The sequence below is a fragment of the Acidocella sp. genome (assembly GCF_052326845.1).
Classification (GTDB): Bacteria; Pseudomonadota; Alphaproteobacteria; order Acetobacterales; family Acetobacteraceae; genus Acidocella.
This window is the reverse complement of record NZ_JBKQJR010000019.1, coordinates 1-16,787: the sequence shown is the minus strand read 5'-3', so window position 1 is coordinate 16,787 and position 16,787 is coordinate 1. Positions and strand designations below refer to the sequence as shown.

Below are 16,787 nucleotides of genomic sequence, written 5' to 3'. Positions count from 1 at the left end.
CCTAGTGTTCTGACCGAGACGGATGATTCCCTAACTTGGCGAGATGTGCGAGTCGGTATTCATGAGGACCGACGAGGAGATCCAGCTTTCGCCTGAGGATCGGGTGCGGCTTGAGAAACTGGTGGCGGCACGCATGACGCCGCAGAAGCATGTGTGGCGGGCGCAGATTGTGCTGTTGAGCGCAGATGGCATGGGGACGGCACAGATCATGCGCCGGACTGGGCGGTCGAAGCCGACGGTGTGGCGCTGGCAGGCACGGTTTGCCACTGAGGGCGTGGATGGCCTGTTGCGTGACAAGACGCGCCCGCCCGGCAAGAAGCCGCTGGCGGCGTCGGTCATTCGGCAGGTGGTGACCAAAACGACGACAGAGAAACCGCCGGCGGCGACCCACTGGACGGCCCGGGCGATGGCCAAGGCAGTAGGCATCGCCGTCAGTTCCGTGCAGAAGATCTGGCAGGCGCATGGGTTGAAACCGCATCAGGTACGCACCTTCAAACTGTCCAATGATCCGGCCTTCGAGGAAAAGCTTGTCGATATTGTCGGCCTGTATCTGGACCCGCCGGACAAAGCACTTGTTCTGTCGGTGGACGAAAAGAGCCAGATCCAAGCGCTCGACCGCACTCAACCGGGGCTGCCGCTGAAGAAAGGCCGCGCCGGCACCATGACGCACGACTACAAGCGGCATGGCACGACCACACTGTTCGCGGCGCTCAACGTGCTCGACGGTACAGTCATCGGCCATTGCGTGAAGCAACATCGGCATCAGGAGTTCATCCGCTTTCTGAGCGTCATCGATGACCGGACACCAAAACACCTCGACCTGCACTTAATCGTAGACAACTACGCCACTCATAAGCATCCGGAGGTCAAGAAGTGGCTGGAGCTACACTCGCGGTTCCGTTTGCATTTTACACCAACCTCGTCGTCGTGGCTCAATCTCGTCGAGCGCTTTTTCGCCGAGATCACCCGCAAGCGTATCCGCCGCGGCGTCTTTAAGAGCGTCACCGACCTGGAAATCGCCATCCACAGCTACCTCGCCGAGCACAACGATCACCCCAAGCCGTTCGTCTGGGCCGCTAAGGCTGCCGATATCCTCGTCAAGATCCGCCGAGGGAAACAGGCGTTGGAGTCAGAACACTAGCGCCCAAGGAAGGCAGATGGGCCGGACATCCCGCCCCCTCTGAAATTCACAATAACAACATGCGGAACTGGCCAAGCCGGGTGCTAGCGTATACAAACAAGACACCATTCTTTACTTAAGGTTGTGCCCCTCATGCTCCACGCCATATCCAGCACTCAGGCCGCCTCACTGATCCCGGATGGAGCGGTGCTGATGATCGGGGGCTTCATGGGTGTTGGCTCGCCGCACCGGCTCATTGACGCTCTGGTGGCGCGCCAGCCCCACGGCCTCACGGTCATCGCCAATGATACCGCCCGGCCTGGCGTCGGCATCGGCAAGCTTATCGATGCCGGCTGTGTGAGCCGGGTCATTGCCTCGCATATCGGCACCAACCCGGTGACCCAAAAAAAGATGATAGACGGCGAGATGCAGGTGGACCTCGTGCCCCAGGGTACGCTCGCCGAGCAGGTGCGCGCTGGCGGGGCAGGCCTGGGTGGCTTTCTGACCCCCACCGGCGTCGGCACCGTGGTGGCCGAGGGGAAGCAACAGATCGAGGTTGATGGGGTGACCTACCTGCTGGAGAAACCCTTGCGCGCCGATTTCGCGCTGATCCACGCTGCCCAGGCCGATTACAGCGGCAACCTTACCTATCAATTGACCGCAACCAATTTCAACCCGCTTATGGCGCTGGCTGCCGATTGTGTCATCGCGGAGCCGAACGAGATCGTGCCCGTTGGCATGATCCCGCCCGATGCCGTGCGCACGCCGGGCATTCTGGTCACGCATCTGCTGGAAAGGCCGAAACAATGAGCGAGCATCCCGCCATGGATCCCAAGGAAATCATCGCCCGCCGGGTGGCGCAGGAACTGCACGATGGCATGCTCGTCAATCTCGGCATTGGCCTGCCGACGATGGTGGCGCGCTACGTGCCCGCAGGCATGAATGTCGCCTTTCAGAGTGAGAACGGCATCATTGGTTTTGGCGCCCCCCCACCCGAGGGCATGGAGGATCCGGACCTGACCGACTCGGGCGGCTCTTTCATCTCCGCGCTGCCGGGCGCCATGGCGTTCGACAGCGCCTTCAGCTTCGCGCTGATCCGCGGCGGCCATCTCGCGATGACGGTGCTGGGCGGGCTGCAGGTGGATCAGCACGGGCATCTGGCCAACTGGATGGTGCCGGGCAAGATGGTGCCGGGCATGGGCGGGGCGATGGACCTCGTCGCCGGGGCAAGGCGGGTGATCGTGGCGATGCAGCACCATGCGAAGGGTGTCTCCAAGATCGTGCCTGAACTGACACTGCCGCCAACCGCGGCCCGGCGCGTCAGCCTGGTGGTGACTGAAATGGCGGTGATTGAGCCTGTGACGGAAGGCCTGGCGCTGCGCGAGCGCGCGCCGGGGGTGAGCGTCGAGGAGATCATCGCCATGACCGGCGCGCCGCTGCTGATTAATGGCGACGTGCCAGAAATGGCGCTGAACCAGCCCGGCTAAAGCTGCAATGGCCCGGGTCATGTGCCGCTTCGCTGCCGTGATATTTGCCGTGCTGGCGCCGCTGGCGGCAATGGCACAGCAGATATCCGGCGCGGGCGCAACGTTTCCGGCGCCGCTTTACGAGAAATGGGCTGAAGCCGCCGCTCCGGCGACCGGCGTGACACTGGACTATCAGGCGATCGGTTCGGGCGGCGGACAGGAGCAAATCCTCAACCGCACTGTCGATTTCGGCGCCTCCGATGCGCCGATGGACCCGGCCACTCTGGCGGCGGCCGATCTGCTGCAGGTGCCAACGGTGATGGGCGCGGTCGTGGTCATCGTGAACATTCCCGGCATCGGGATGAATCAGCTCAAACTGCCGGATACAATACTGGCTGGCATCTACTCCGGCACCGTCACATGGTGGGACGACCCCGGTATTGCCGCCGCCAATCCAGACCTCACTCTGCCGCATCTCGCGATCACCCCGGTGCATCGCGCGGATGGTTCGGGTACGACCTATGTCTGGACTTCGTACCTTTGTGATATCAACCCTGCCTGGAAACGTACGGTCGGCGCCGCGACCGAGGTGTCCTGGCCCGCTGGGCTCGGGGCCAGGGGCAATGCCGGCGTCGCGGCCAGCATCCGCGAAATCGCAGGCGCCGTAGGCTACGTGGAAAGCACCTACGCTCTTCAGAACAACCTGATCACCGTGCAATTGCGCAACCAAGCGGGTTATTACGTATCGCCGTCCCTCGCCGCCTTTCAGGCTGCAGCGGCACAAGCGGATTGGCTGACGGCGAAGGATTTTGCCGTTAGTATAATTAACATGCCCGGCGCCGAGAGTTGGCCCATCGTGTCCGCCACCTTTGTGCTGATCCCAAGGCATCCCGACGACCCGGCGCAGAGCGCCAATGTCGTCAGGTTTTTTACCTGGGCCTATAAGAATGGCGCGGATATCGCCGCCAGCCTGCACTACATACCGCTACCCCGGGCAGTGCAGGATGCGGCCATGGCAACGATGAAAAAACAGATCCAGGATTAAGGCCGCCGTATCGGGGCAGCAACTTCCCGATTCTGTAACTTGCCAGCCGCACGGCAACGAAATAGAGAATACAGACCCCAAACATAGAAGAAGGCGGCACAACATGTCCGTAACCAACGGTGCCGGCAAAACTTTCTTTGCTGGACAAGAGAATTTTTTGTCTGGCCTTCCCGCTCCCTGGGCGAAACTTGCAGGTGGCAGCGGGCCGTTGAGTGCCTTGGCCGATGCCCAGGCTTACATGATCGACGCGGCGCAGCGCAGCCTGTTGTTCTGGGACACCTTACGCCGCCGCGGCAATGAGGTGAGCGAAGCCACCGCCCGCACGGCTCCCAGCGTTTTAACCTTCGACTCCGAGCTTGTGCTCGATGGGCACACTCTGCCGCGCCCGGTGAATTACAGCCTGCTGCGCATCAAACCGCCTGCCGGCGTCACCGTGGACCCTGCCAAGCGCCCATTTATCGTGTTCGATCCGCGCGCGGGGCACGGCCCCGGCATCGGCGGCATGAAGAAGGCTAGCGAGATCGGCGCCGCGCTGCATGCTGGGCATCCTTGCTATTTCGTCGGCTTCACCACTCGTCCCGTGCCGGGGCAGACTGTGGAGGATGTCTGCCGGGCGGAGGCGGAGTTCATCCGCACGGTGTCCAGCCTGCATCCGCAGGCGCCATCGCTGCCGGCGCTGATCGGCAACTGCCAGGCGGGCTGGCAAATCATGATGACCGCCGCAATCAAGCCGGAACTTGCCGGCCCGATCCTCATTGCGGGCGCGCCGCTCTCGTACTGGGCCGGTAATCGCGGCAAAGCGCCTTTGCGCTATCTTGGCGGCCTGCTCGGCGGCACATGGCTCACCGCGCTCTCGGGCGACCTCGGCGCCGGCATTTTTGACGGCATCGGCCTGGTCAGCAATTTCGAGAGCATGAACCCAGCAAACACGCTGTTCCGCAAGCCTTATAACGTGTTCGACAAAGTCGACACAGAGGCTGAGCGCTTCCTGGAATTCGAGAAATGGTGGGGCAACCCCGTATTGCTCAATGCCGAGGAAATGCAGTGGATCGCCGACAACCTCTTCGTCGGCAACCGCCTCACTTCGGGGCAGTTGCTCACGTCGGACGGTGTTCACGTGGATCTGCGCAACATTCGTTCGCCGATCGTCGTGTTCTGCTCCTGGGGTGACGACATCACCCCGCCGCCGCAAGCGCTGGGCTGGCTGCTCGACCTGTACGAGCATGAGAGCGACATCGTCGCCAACGGTCAGACGATCATTTATTCGATCCATGAAAATATCGGACATCTCGGCATTTTCGTCTCCGGCAAGATCGCCCTGAAGGAACATGGCGAATTCGCCAGCTGCATGGACATGATCGATCTGATGCCGCCGGGCCTGTACGAGGCCGTGATCGAGGATGTCGGCGTGCACACCGCGCACACTGACATGATCACCGGGAATTATCTGTTCCGGCTGGAAGTGCGCACGCTCGACCATATCCGCGCGCTTGGGCATAATTCTCCGGAGGATGAGCTGCAATTCGCCGCCGCGGCGCGGTTGTCGGAAATCAACAACGGACTTTATCGCACCTTCGTGCAACCGCTGGTTCAGGCCGCCGTCACGCCGGAAATCGCGGAGAAGATCCGCCAGAACAATCCGCAGCGTCTGCGTTATGCCGCCGTGTCCGACAAGAACCCGATGAGCCAGGTGCTGGCGCCTCTGGTGGAGGATGCCCAGCAGAACCGCAAGCCCGTGGATGACGGCAATCCGTTCCGGCAAATCGAGCACGCCGTCGCCGTGCAGATCGAGAATTCACTGAAAGCCTACGGGCTGATGCTGGATATCTGGAAGGAGACCACCTTCCGCGCGATCTACGGGTCGCCTGCTCTGCAGGCGGCAACAGGGCTGCTCGGCTCCAACACGGTACCGCACCAGCGCCTGGGCCGCAGCGTGATGCGCGAGGCGGCCGCTGCGAAACTGCGATTCGAGTTACAGAACAAGCTGAGCGAGGGCGGACCGGTGGAGGCCCTGCTGCGGTCGGTGAATTATATCCACCGCGCCGAGCGCGTGGTTGACGACCGCGCCTTCAAATCGCTGGCGGAATACCAGGCCGAGCTCGATGATGCCCACCGCCTCACCTTCAGCCAGTTCAAGCAGGCGCTGCGCACGCAGGCGCTGATCAATGGCTGGAACCAGGAAGCGGCTCTGAAGACCCTGCCTGATCTGCTGCCGGAATCATTTGAGGAGCGGCAGAAATTGTTGAAGGCGGTCCTCCGTGTCGCCAACGTCGTAGGCACGCTTTCGCCGCGCACGGCGGAACGGCTGGCGACAATTGAGGCCATTTTTCTGGCGAAACCTAAAGTCCAGACCAAGGAAACAGTGTAATGCCGCTTGACGCCGACGCCCCGCAGAACCCGCCCCCCGCCTTCAGCAAGACCTTCGACGACGTGGCGGTCGGCGACACTGTGTCGATCCGCCGCACCGTCACGCCGGACGATATTTATGTGTTTGCCCATGCCAGCGGCAATCTCAATCCGATGCATTTGCCGGCGTCCGGCGAAACCGGGGATGCCGGGCAACATCCTGCGCCCTCCATGTGGCTCGGTTCTCTGTTCTCGGCGATTCTCGGCAATCTGCTGCCGGGGCCGGGAACGCTCTACGAAGCGCAGGATCTGCGCTTTCTGGGCCGCGCCCATGCGGGCGATGACCTGAACGTAACCGTGCAGGTGACCGAGAAGCGCCCGCCGGCGACGATCGTTCTGCGCACGCAGATTTTCCGCGGCGAGGAGATCCTGGTGGATGGCAAGGCGGAAGTCTGCCCGCCCGCCGAGCGCCAGAAGATTGGGGACGCCGCGGTGCCGGACATCACCATCGCCCGGCACCGCCATGTCACGCGGCTGCTCGCCGCCTGCAAGGCCCTGCCGCCCATGCCGACCGCCGTGGTCAGCCCGGAGGATGAGAGTTCGCTGCTTGGCCCGCTGGAGGCGATGCAGGCCGGGCTGATCACGCCGATCCTGGTTGGCGACGCGGCGAAAATCCGCGCCGTTGCCGCCGCGCATAATGCCGTACTCGGCGATGTGGAGATCATCGACATCGCTAGCCACGATCTCGCCGCCGCACGCGCCGTGGAGCTGGTGCATGAGGGCCGCGCCGCCGCGGTGATGAAAGGCAATCTGCATACGGACGTGCTTCTGAAACATGTCGTCAAATCCCAGGGCGGGTTGCGCGGCAGCCGTCGCATCAGCCATGTCTTCGTCATGGACGTTCCTCACCTGCACGACCTGCTGCTGGTGACGGATGCCGCGATCAACATCGCGCCGACGCTGGAAGACAAGGTTGATATCACGCAAAACGCCATCGACCTCGCCTTGGCACTGGGCATCCCGGTGCCGAAGGTTGGCGTTCTGGCGGCGGTGGAGGTGGTGAACCCGAAGATGCCGGCTACGCTGGATGCGGCGGCGCTCGCCAAGATGGCCGAGCGCGGACAGATCCATGGCGGCATCGTCGACGGTCCGCTGGCGATGGACAACGCGATCAGCCTGGCGGCGGCCAAGACCAAGGGGCTGATCTCCTCGGTCGCGGGACGGGCGGATATCCTGGTTGTGCCCAATCTGGAAGCCGGCAACATCCTGGCCAAGGAACTCACCTACGCGGCTCAGGCGGAAGGCGCAGGCATCGTGCTCGGCGCCTCGGTTCCCGTGCTGCTGACCAGCCGTGCCGACGACGCCACGGCGCGGCTGTTCTCCTGTGTCACCGCGGTGCTGTACGAATCCTGGCTGCGCACGGGGCAGAGCGCCGTGCCGCCCGCCCCCGCCGCCTAACCTCATAGAGGCTCCCGCCATGTCGCATGTCATGACGCTGAACGCTGGTTCATCCTCCATCAAATTCGCTTTGTTTGAGCTCGACCATGGCGAGCCTCAGGCCCTCGCCATTGGGCTGGTGGAGAAAACCGGCGACACCCGGCACATGAAGGTGCGGGACGGCGCCGGGGTTGTGACCCATGAGGAAAGCTGGGAGCCGGCCGAGGGGGGCTTCCACACCGATGCGCTGCGCCGTGTGCTGGCTTGGCGCCGCGCCGCCTTTCCTGATGCACAGGTGGTTGCCGCCGGGCATCGCGTGGTGCATGGCGGGTTACGCTACAGCACCCCGACGGTCGTGACACCGGAGGTGCTGGATTATCTGCACACGCTGATCCCGCTGGCGCCGCTGCATGAGCCGCACAACATCGCCGGCATCCTCGCGGCGCAGGAGGCTTGGCCGCATGTGCAGCAGGTGGCGTGCTTCGACACCGCCTTCCACCGCGCGCATCCGTTCGTCAACGACACTTTCGCCCTGCCGCGCGAGCTGTATGACGAGGGGGTGCGCCGCTACGGCTTCCACGGCCTCTCCTACGAATATGTCTGCGGCAAGCTGGCCGACATCTCGCCGCTGCACGCGGCCGGGCGCGTCGTCGTGGCGCATCTGGGCAATGGTGCCTCCATGTGCGCCATCCGCGACGGGCTCTCCATCGCCAGCTCCATGGGCTTTACCGCGCTTGACGGCCTGCCGATGGGCACGCGTTGCGGCCAAGTCGACCCTGGCGTCCTGCTGTATCTCCTGCAGACCAAGGGGCTGACGCCGGAGGCCCTGTCCGACATGCTGTACAAGGAGTCCGGCCTCAAAGGTCTCTCCGGCCTCTCCGCAGACATGCGCGAGCTGGAAGCGGCGGATACGCCAGAAGCGCGCCAGGCCATCGAATATTTCGTCTTCCGCATCCGGCGCGAGCTCGGCGGTCTCGCGGCGGTGCTGAAGGGGCTTGATGCCATCGTATTCTGCGGCGGCATTGGCGAGAATGCCTGGCGCGTACGCGAGCGCGTGCTGGAGGGCATGGAATGGATCGGCGTGGAGCTTGACCGCGAAGCCAACCGTGCCAATCGTCAGGTCATCTCTTCCGAACGTTCGCGCGTGAAAGTGTTCATCATCCAGACCAATGAGGAAGCGATGATCGCCCGGCACACGCTCGATGCCCTCGCCGGCGCCACGCCGTCCGAACCGTCACCTACCCTCGCCTTACAGGAAAGTCTTGCATGCCCCTAAATCCCCACGACACCCTGCCGATCGCCTGGGATCCGGATACCCGCATCGGCGATATGCTGAAGGGGCTGAAGGGCCTTATTGTCGGTGTCGCCAATGGAGATTCCATAGCCTATGGCTGCGCCGACAAGCTGCGCGCGTTCGGCGCTGATGTCGCGGTCACTTATCTGAACGAAAAAGCGGAAAAATATGTCCGCCCGCTGGCGGAACATCTCGAGGCGGACATCATCATGCCGCTCGATGTCGAACAGCCCGGCCAGCTGGAGGCAGTGTTCGACGAAATCCGCACCCGCTGGGGGCGGCTTGATTTCGTGCTGCACTCCATTGCTTTCGCGCCACGCGAGGACCTGCACGGCCGCGTCGTCGATTGCTCGCGCCACGGCTTCGAGCAGGCGATGTATGTGTCCTGCTACTCTTTCATCGAGATGGCGCGACTGGCCGAACCGCTGATGACCAATGGCGGTGCGCTGCTGACGATGAGCTATTATGGCGCCGACAAGGTGGTGAACCACTACAACGTCATGGGGCCAGTAAAGGCGGCGCTGCAGGCCACCACCCGTTACCTGGCCTCCGAGCTGGGATCGAAGGGCATCCGGGTTTATGCCGTCTCGCCCGGCCCGCTGAATACCCGCGCCTCCAGCGGCATTTCCCAGTTCGACGAGCTGATCGACGCCGCCGTTACCCGCACCCCTGCCCACCGCCTGGTGGACATCGCCGAGGTCGGCCGCGTTGTCGCCTTCCTCGTAGGCGGCTCGGCCTCCGGGCTGACGGGCGAAACGGTCTTTGTCGATGCGGGATTGCATAACATGGCATAAGCCCGAAGGCTTTGCATGATAGTTTGGTGTCGGCCATGCATCCGCGGCGCTGCGTGCCTATATAGGCACGGTACGGCATCAAACATTCCTCCGGGTGTTGAAAATGACGGCTAGCACGCCAGGCGCAGCCTTGCAGCGGGCGGAGGCAGAGTTGGTCCACCTCCGCGCCCGGCCGGCAGACATGGGGGCGGCGCTCACCCAAGCGCTCGGAATGGTGCTGCGCGGCCAAGGGCTGCCACCCGGGGTCGCTGAGGCGGCGGCTCTCATTGCCCGGGCCGTCGAAGCGCACGCGGCCTCGTTCCCGCCAGGCGGCGAACCCGATTATCACGATCATCACCACCAGGCAGAGGCTACTCTGGCCATGGGTTGGCTGTGCGCCGAGGCTCTCCGCCTTGGCCAGCTCGACGCCGGACATGCCGTTGCCGGCATCCTGGCCATGGCGGGGCATGACCTGCAGCACGATGGTTCAATACCGCCCCCCGGCACGCTGGAAGCCCGCTCCGCCGCGCTTACCGCAGCCCTGGCGGCACAGGCAGGGCTGGATCAGACCGTCCAGGACCAGATCCGCCAGGTCATTGTTGCGACAGATCCATCGCGCGCCGCCGCGGGTTTGGATGAGGACAGCATGCTCTGCCGGCTGGCGCGTGAGGCAGACGTGTTCGCCAGCCTCACGCCTGAGCTGGGCTGGCGGCTGAGCCAGGCCTTCGCCCGCGAAGTCCGTGCCGCCGGGGGCAATGCCGCGCCTCCCCCTGACAGTTTCGCCGGGCGGCTGCAGTGGCTGCGCGCGCAGCGGCCAATGACCGAGGCTGCGCGGAATTTGGGGCTGGAGGCTGGCATCGCGGCACAGCTCGCGGCCATGGCCGACCTGGGAGATGGCGATCCGGAAGCGGGCGCCAGGCGGCTGGATGCCATGCCGCCCGGTGAAGCCTGCGCGCATTACCGTGCGGCGGTGGCGGCGGTATGATGTCCAAGCCTGCGTTGTTCCGGCCCAGTCTCAGCTTCACCGTCACCATCCTAATTGCCTTTACCCTGATCTTTACCGTCATTCTCAGCGTGGCGGTGTTTGGCTTTCGCAGCACGGCCGAGCAGGCCGCCATAGCAACAGCCGATGTCAGTCTGGCGGAAACCGCCTCCACGGTGGCGGCACGGACCAATGCGCTGGTGCAGCCGGTTCTGGTGCTCATCCGCGAGGTTGCCACTACCGGCATAGGCGACAGGCCCGCCAATGCACAGGCAGGTACGAAACTGCTGTCCGTACTGTCGGATGAGCCGGAAATCCGCACCGTGTCGGCAGCGTGGCCAGATGGCACGCTACTGCAGGCGGCGCCGGTAGGCCTGGTGCCCGCCGCCGCGATGCCGCCGCTGCCGTCTCGCGCGGCCTATGTTCTCTGCTTCAGCCGGCCCGGTGATGCCGCGAAATCCTGGCTGTTCCTGGCGGCTGATCGGAGCGTGATTTCCGGTGCGGCGTTCGGCCGCCCCGCCGATCCACGCGGCACACAATGGTACCTGCAGGCCCGGGCGCCCGGCGTATATGTCTCGACCCCCTATGTGCTGAGCTTGACGCGGCAAGTCGGCCTCAGCGTCAGCAGTCCCTTGGCTGGCGACGGCGTCATCGCGCTCGACGTCACGCTAGGAAGTCTCAGCGATTTTCTCAGGGCTCAACAAGTCACGCCGCATAGCACCGCCTTCCTGTTCAGCGATCTCGGCATCCTGCTTGCCCATCCTGACGCCGCGCGTGTCGTGCGCGCGGCGGTACACGGACGTGTCAGCTGGACAACCCTGCAAGACTCTCAGGACCCGGTTCTGGAGGCTGTCTGGTATGCCTATGCCAGCAGTGAACTGCTGCCTGGCCAGAGCGCACAGCTCGACGTTGATGGCATCGCCATGCTGGCGAGGCTGGAGCCTGTGGAAACACTGGAAAACCCGCCCGTGCTGGTGGCCGTTGTGGCGCCGCGCAGCGACTTTACGGCACCGGTCGATGACGCGGTACGGCAAGGCACATTGTTCGCACTGGGCGCATTCATGGCCGGGTTCGGCGCCATCGCCCTGATGTCCTGGCGCATCGCCAAGCCGCTTGGCGTGCTGACGCGCGAGGCCCAGGCAATCCGGCGGCTGGAACTCACGGCGCCGCTGAACTTGCGGAGCCGGATCACCGAGGTAGAGCGCCTGACCGAGGCGATCGCGGCGATGAAGGCGACACTGACCAGTTTCACTGTCTATTTGCCGCGCGATCTGGTGCATCAATTCCTGGCCGCGGGCATCGAGCCGCGGCTGGGCGGCGAGCGCGTCGCCTTGAGCGTGATGTTCAGCGATATCCAGGGCTTCACGACCATCGCAGAAAGGCTCGACCCGGTTGAGCTCACAAATATCGCCTCCGCCTATTTCGAGGCGGTGACGCGCGAGTTGCTCGCCGCGCACGGGACGATCGACAAATATATCGGCGATTCGGTCATGGCGTTCTGGAATGCCCCCAGGCGCGACCCGCTTCATGCCGCTCATGCATGCACCGCCACGTTGCGCGCCCGCGCCGTAACCTTGCGGCTGGCTGGCGAGTTCACCGCGCGTGGCTGGCCAGCCCTGTCTACCCGCTTTGGCGTTCATACCGGCGAGGCGGTGGTTGGCAATGTCGGCTCCAGCGACCGGATGACCTACACGGCGATGGGGGCGATGGTGAACCTTGCCAACCGGATGGAGGGGCTGAACAAGCTCTACGGCACGCAGATCCTGGTCAGTGAGGCGACGAGGGTGGCTGCAGGCCCAGGCTTCGTGTTCCGTCCGGCAGATATTGTCATCCTGAAAGGCTCCGCCATGCCGATGCCGGTGCATGAGCTTCTCGGCATCGCCGACACAACAGCAGCGCCGGCGTTGCAGGCGAAGGAGTCCGATCTCGCCTCGCTGGACGCGTGGGAGGATTGCGTGGCGGCCTACCGAAACGGCGACTTTGCCGCGGCGCGGGCGGCGCTCGAGAGGGTCCAGCGCATCGGCACGTTTCCCCTCGCGGCGGTCTACACCCAGCGCCTCTCGACGGCCGGGGCCAAAGCCGCCCCCGGCTGGTCACCTTTGGTAAGGATGGATGTTAAATGACAGAAGCCCCGCCAGTGCCGAATGAGCGCAAGCGGATCAAGATTGCCTTGCAGGGCGGCGGCTCCCACGGCGCCTTCACCTGGGGCGTTCTCGACCGGCTGCTCGCCGATCCGCGTCTGGAAATCGAGGCTGTCGTTGGCACCAGCGCGGGCGCGATGAACGCCGCCGTGCTGGTGGACGGGCTGGTGCGCGGCGGTCCTGAATTTGCCCGGCGTGAGCTGCGCATATTCTGGGAAGAGGTCGCGGACCTGGCGGCTTTCTCCCCCTTGCAGCCAAGCCTTCTCGACCGCATGCTGGGATCGGGAAATATGGATTTTTCCCCTTTGTGGCAGGTTGTGGATGTCCTGAACAAGGTGTTCTCCCCTTACGAACTCAACCCGGCTGCCTTCAACCCGTTACAGCAAGTACTGGAAAAGACGGTCGATTTCGCGGGGTTGCGGCAAGGCACAGAGCCCGCCCTTTTCATCAGCGCCACCAATGTCATGACCGGCCGGATCCGCGTGTTCGAGAGGCATGAGGTCACGGTTGACACCATCATGGCCTCGGCTTGCCTGCCCATGATGTTCCATGCGGTGGAAATTGACGGCCAGCACTATTGGGATGGCGGCTATTGCGGCAATCCGCCGATCTTTCCGCTGATCTACATGGGTGGCGGCCCAGACGTGCTGATCGTTCAACTCAATCCGATCAATATTCCTGGCCTGCCGAAGGATGTGCGCGGCATCCTCGACCGCATTAATACGCTCTCTTTCAATTCATCGCTGATGCGGGAAATGCGCATGATCAAGTTTGTCACCGACTTGATCGACCGTGGCGAATTATCGCAGGACCGGTTTCTCAGGATCTATATCCACACGATCGATGCGGAGGAGGAACTCGGCGCCCTCAATGCCTCGTCAAAATTCAACGCGGATAAGGAGTTTTTACGGGAATTATACGCGCTTGGCGTGGCTAAGGCCGACGCGTTTCTTGCCGCGCATTTCGATGACATCGGCAATCGTTCAAGCACCGACATAGAGAAAAAATTCTTTTAACTCTGCCTCATAGGCCCTGACCGGCAAGCCGAGCGGCGGCCGCACATGGCTCCGCCGCCCGGCCGATCTGTCTTAGAGTCCCTTTCAAAACCCGCTAGGCCGAGCCGAGTGGTACCGTTTTTTTGAGCACCGGAGCGGAGCGTACGTTAAAGTACGTGAGCACCGGAGCGCAGAAATGCGGTGCCAGGCGGCCGGCATAGTAGGGTTTTGTAAGGGGCTCTCATTCCGCCATGTCGAGCGCCTTGCACGCCAGCTCGACAGCGCCGGCGCGGGACTTTGCCGCCCCGACGAAACGGCGCACATGGACGAAAACCGCGTCGGCAACGCCGGTTTCTTGTGCCAGTTCCTCAGCCTGAAGCCCGGCCCAGCTTTCGGGCAGGGCAAGGCGCTGCTCAAAGGAACCCGGTTCGGGGGGCATTGTATCGATCATCCAGTTTCCGTTGGAGGCGGGCGAGACAGCAAAAAGCACCGGCAGCTCATGCGTGAACACCGCGTTTTTCCACGGCATGCCAGTCTCAAGGATGAGCAGGCGTGGATCGTCGCCAGCCTGATGGGCAGCCAGCACGGTTGCCTCGGCCACCAGACGCGCCCGCAGATTATCGACGCGGCGGCGCAGCATGGCGATCACCAGCGCCGTTGCCTCCAAAAAGGCATCGTCGCCAGCTTGCGGCCCGGTTGCGGCCGGGTCGTCCCATGTCGGATTGAACTCGCCGACAATCGAAGCCAGGCCAAGTGTGTCGCGTTTGACCGGGCCCGTTGCGGACACGCCGTTGTCTATCTCGTCGATCCGCCGAACCAGGATGTCATCGAGCTCTGCCGCGATGGCAGCCGCGAAGGTCTCGGCGTCGCTGGGGCGGAGCAGTGCCGCAACGGCGCGCTCTCCATAAGACTGCCAAACCAGCCCTGCGGAAGAGAATGGTGTTTCGTCGGGGCGCACCGGAGCGCCGCGTTGGTGGTGGTCGAAGCGGTTCTGCGCCGCGTCGAACACGCTGCCGACATCCCAGACGATATCCCCGCTCTCGATGAGCTCCGGCTTGCGCGTCCGCAGCAGCGTATGATCCACGCCGGGCTGATGCAAATCCAGCGCGAGGCGCAGCACGGCGTAGGCGAAGACCTCGTCGCAATGAAACTTGCCGCTATGGGTGACGAGCAGGGGGCGACGGTGGGCAACGGTCATACGTGGGTCCAATGCAGTTATTTCATGGTACGCTGGGGGGGGCGGACCGAATTGCCGTACTCAGTTGGGATGGATGCGTCCAGCACCCGCCCTGGGAAAACTGGCCACTGCCAGCCCCTCACCCACCAAGACACACATAAGGACCGCACTTATCGCAGCCGTAATTTAGCTGCGATGAGCGCCGATTCGTCTTAAAGCAGGGGAAGTTTTGTGCGGGAACGGGCTGAACCAGATCAGGTTCAGCCCGTTCCGATCACACTCTAGCTCTGCCGGTTGGCGGGGACGCGCTTTCTGGGCGCCGTGTCCGCCTTCACCGGCACCGGCTCCGCAACCGGGGGCGTGCTGTCCGCTACGGTAGGCTCGGCCGGGATTTGCGCGGCGGGCGCGGCGGCCTGACCAACGAGCATCTGCTCGATTTCACTCACCCGGCGCTGGACATCCGCATCGGCATGGCCCGCCACCGCCACGATCAACATGAGCTTGTCGAACATCTTGCGGCGTTCGTCCATGTCCGCGGGCAGCAGCTGCGGCAATGCGTCAATCGCCGCACGCTCGTCGATCGTCAGAATCGCCCACTGCTCGCGCACAGCCTCCTTGAAGCGGGCGAAGCTGACTTCTGGATGTGCTGCCAGCAGCCCTTGCAGGGCATCGAAGCAACGCGCCTCGACGAGATCGTGCGCCTTGCTCAGATAGACGACAATCCGCGCCGCCGCCTCGAGCTTGCCGCCCTCGGCAATCCGCCCTTTCAGGCGGTGGATCTCCGCCTCCAGCGCCGCCTTTGTCGAGGGCGAGCGCCCGGGGCGCTGGCGCAGCGATTCCTCATTCTTCGAGATCCCGCACAAGGTCTGGACCAGGGGCGAACCGTAGATCGTATGGAAGAGCTGCTCGTTGAACTGGTCCCGCATCTCGCCATAGCGGTCCAGCGCCTGTGTCATCGCTTGCGAGACCTGCTCCTGCATGGCGACGAACGGATTGTCCGGCGCCACGGGCGCACGCTTGGCGCGGGCCTGCTCGGCCAGAGGCGCCACCGTGCGCATCAGCGGGTTCTTGTCGGAAAAGATCGAATAGCCCAGACGCAGCGGATGCAACTCCCGCGTGACGCGCGCAAGCTGCGGGCTTGTAATCGCCTTGACCCAGGGTTGAACGAAGGTTTCATAGAGCCTGTTATTGAGCTCCGACACGTGGGCGACCGCCGCAAACTCGCGCTCGTCATCGATCGAATTGCACCCCAAGGCGCGGATATCCTCGAGCCCGCGCGCCTCGATGCGCATATCGTAGCCGCCGACACCTCCTGAGCTTGCCGCCGCGTCCACCGGCTTATCGCTGATGACGATCTCGTAGAGTCCGGGCGGCATGGCATCGATGAGGTCCATATAGTTCATGAACTCCGCGTGCTCCCGCGCGGCCACTGCGGTGCCCACAAAGATCGCCAGATGCCCGACCTTCTGGTTCAGGCAGTAGAGGATGGTCTGACCGGCCTGCCGGATTTCATCCACGCTCTCGTAATTATCGAGGATCCAATCAAGCGCCTGCTGCGGCGGCGTGATGTTGTCCCCTTGCGAGCAGAAACAGACGATCGGCGATCTGATCTCACGCAGGTCGAGGCGGATGCCATCGCTCGTGACCAGCTGCCCCGTCGAAAGCTTGTTGCCGATGAACAGGTTGTCGACCATGTATTGCAGCTCTTCGCCGCGCAGCATGATGAAGTCGCCCCACCATTTCTCGAACTGAAGATAGCGCCCTTCCTGCTCCTCCGGATTCGCCCAGACGCTGTACTCCTTGCCCCAGAAGGTATTGGCGGGGTTGCCAGCGTCAAAATTTGCGATCAGCCAGGCGCCGTCGAAGGTGCCGTTGCCCAAATCGCTCGTCATGCGGGCAAGAACGCTCCCGCCCAGCAGGCCGCCGAGATAGCGCATGGGATTTTTGCCGCGCACGCCGGCCCAGTAGGAGAGCGGCGCCCCCGCGATGAGGATCGGCCCCACGAGATCGG

Annotated in this window: 13 protein-coding genes; 11 read left to right on the top strand and 2 right to left on the bottom strand. The window is 63.5% G+C overall.

Features of this window, described 5'->3' with window-relative positions:
- The first annotated feature begins 61 nt into the window (after positions 1-61).
- The 11 genes from ACLPJJ_RS01320 (at position 62) to ACLPJJ_RS01270 (ending at position 13,620) form a co-directional block, all read left to right on the top strand.
- Positions 62-1,141 (top strand): IS630 family transposase, encoded by a 1,080-nt coding sequence (locus ACLPJJ_RS01320; RefSeq protein ID WP_443588927.1) that lies wholly within the window; start codon positions 62-64, stop codon positions 1,139-1,141.
- Positions 1,142-1,273: 132 nt separating this feature from the next.
- Positions 1,274-1,930, top strand: a complete 657-nt coding sequence (locus ACLPJJ_RS01315) for a 3-oxoacid CoA-transferase subunit A (RefSeq protein WP_443588926.1) — start codon at positions 1,274-1,276, stop codon at positions 1,928-1,930.
- The gene (locus ACLPJJ_RS01310; RefSeq protein WP_443588925.1) at positions 1,927-2,607 is read left to right on the top strand and encodes a 3-oxoacid CoA-transferase subunit B; all 681 of its coding nucleotides are present in this window, start codon (positions 1,927-1,929) and stop codon (positions 2,605-2,607) included. The genes ACLPJJ_RS01315 and ACLPJJ_RS01310 overlap by 4 nt, the downstream gene beginning before the upstream one ends.
- Before the next feature lie 19 nt (positions 2,608-2,626).
- Entirely contained in the window at positions 2,627-3,631 is a 1,005-nt protein-coding gene (gene pstS, locus ACLPJJ_RS01305) for a phosphate ABC transporter substrate-binding protein PstS (RefSeq protein ID WP_443588924.1), read from the top strand.
- 157 nt (positions 3,632-3,788) lie between these two features.
- Complete coding sequence (locus ACLPJJ_RS01300) at positions 3,789-5,999, top strand: DUF3141 domain-containing protein (RefSeq protein WP_443588923.1); 2,211 nt, start codon at positions 3,789-3,791, stop codon at positions 5,997-5,999.
- Positions 5,999-7,435 (top strand): bifunctional enoyl-CoA hydratase/phosphate acetyltransferase, encoded by a 1,437-nt coding sequence (locus ACLPJJ_RS01295; protein ID WP_443588922.1) that lies wholly within the window; start codon positions 5,999-6,001, stop codon positions 7,433-7,435. Before ACLPJJ_RS01300 ends, ACLPJJ_RS01295 begins: the two co-directional genes overlap by 1 nt.
- A gap of 19 nt (positions 7,436-7,454) precedes the next feature.
- Positions 7,455-8,690 (top strand): acetate/propionate family kinase, encoded by a 1,236-nt coding sequence (locus ACLPJJ_RS01290; protein WP_443588921.1) that lies wholly within the window; start codon positions 7,455-7,457, stop codon positions 8,688-8,690.
- Positions 8,681-9,502 (top strand): enoyl-ACP reductase FabI, encoded by an 822-nt coding sequence (fabI, locus tag ACLPJJ_RS01285; RefSeq protein ID WP_443588920.1) that lies wholly within the window; start codon positions 8,681-8,683, stop codon positions 9,500-9,502. Before ACLPJJ_RS01290 ends, fabI begins: the two co-directional genes overlap by 10 nt.
- 103 nt (positions 9,503-9,605) lie before the next feature.
- A complete protein-coding gene (locus ACLPJJ_RS01280; protein WP_443588919.1) occupies positions 9,606-10,466 on the top strand; it encodes a hypothetical protein in 861 nt (286 codons plus the stop codon).
- Entirely contained in the window at positions 10,463-12,586 is a 2,124-nt protein-coding gene (locus ACLPJJ_RS01275; protein WP_443588917.1) for an adenylate/guanylate cyclase domain-containing protein, read from the top strand. Before ACLPJJ_RS01280 ends, ACLPJJ_RS01275 begins: the two co-directional genes overlap by 4 nt.
- Positions 12,583-13,620: a patatin-like phospholipase family protein gene (locus ACLPJJ_RS01270; protein ID WP_443588916.1), complete on the top strand. Its 1,038-nt coding sequence runs from the start codon at positions 12,583-12,585 to the stop codon at positions 13,618-13,620. The genes ACLPJJ_RS01275 and ACLPJJ_RS01270 overlap by 4 nt, the downstream gene beginning before the upstream one ends.
- Positions 13,621-13,840: 220 nt before the next feature.
- Here ACLPJJ_RS01270 and ACLPJJ_RS01265 read toward each other — a convergent pair whose 3' ends face one another.
- Both ACLPJJ_RS01265 and ACLPJJ_RS01260 read right to left on the bottom strand, forming a co-directional pair.
- On the bottom strand, positions 13,841-14,797 hold the full coding sequence (locus ACLPJJ_RS01265; protein WP_443588915.1) for an MYG1 family protein: 957 nt from the start codon (positions 14,795-14,797) through the stop codon (positions 13,841-13,843).
- A gap of 260 nt (positions 14,798-15,057) precedes the next feature.
- Positions 15,058-16,787, bottom strand: a 1,730-nt coding sequence (locus ACLPJJ_RS01260) for a DUF3141 domain-containing protein (protein WP_443588914.1), incomplete at its 5' end; no start/stop codon positions are given.

Coding starts and splice junctions, on each gene's coding strand:
- ACLPJJ_RS01320 (WP_443588927.1), top strand. CDS start 62: ATGAGGACCGACGAGGAGATCCAGCTTTCGCCTGAGGATCGGGTGCGG.
- ACLPJJ_RS01315 (WP_443588926.1), top strand. CDS start 1,274: ATGCTCCACGCCATATCCAGCACTCAGGCCGCCTCACTGATCCCGGAT.
- ACLPJJ_RS01310 (WP_443588925.1), top strand. CDS start 1,927: ATGAGCGAGCATCCCGCCATGGATCCCAAGGAAATCATCGCCCGCCGG.
- pstS (WP_443588924.1), top strand. CDS start 2,627: ATGTGCCGCTTCGCTGCCGTGATATTTGCCGTGCTGGCGCCGCTGGCG.
- ACLPJJ_RS01295 (WP_443588922.1), top strand. CDS start 5,999: ATGCCGCTTGACGCCGACGCCCCGCAGAACCCGCCCCCCGCCTTCAGC.
- ACLPJJ_RS01290 (WP_443588921.1), top strand. CDS start 7,455: ATGTCGCATGTCATGACGCTGAACGCTGGTTCATCCTCCATCAAATTC.
- fabI (WP_443588920.1), top strand. CDS start 8,681: ATGCCCCTAAATCCCCACGACACCCTGCCGATCGCCTGGGATCCGGAT.
- ACLPJJ_RS01280 (WP_443588919.1), top strand. CDS start 9,606: ATGACGGCTAGCACGCCAGGCGCAGCCTTGCAGCGGGCGGAGGCAGAG.
- ACLPJJ_RS01275 (WP_443588917.1), top strand. CDS start 10,463: ATGATGTCCAAGCCTGCGTTGTTCCGGCCCAGTCTCAGCTTCACCGTC.
- ACLPJJ_RS01270 (WP_443588916.1), top strand. CDS start 12,583: ATGACAGAAGCCCCGCCAGTGCCGAATGAGCGCAAGCGGATCAAGATT.
- ACLPJJ_RS01265 (WP_443588915.1), bottom strand. CDS start 14,797: ATGACCGTTGCCCACCGTCGCCCCCTGCTCGTCACCCATAGCGGCAAG.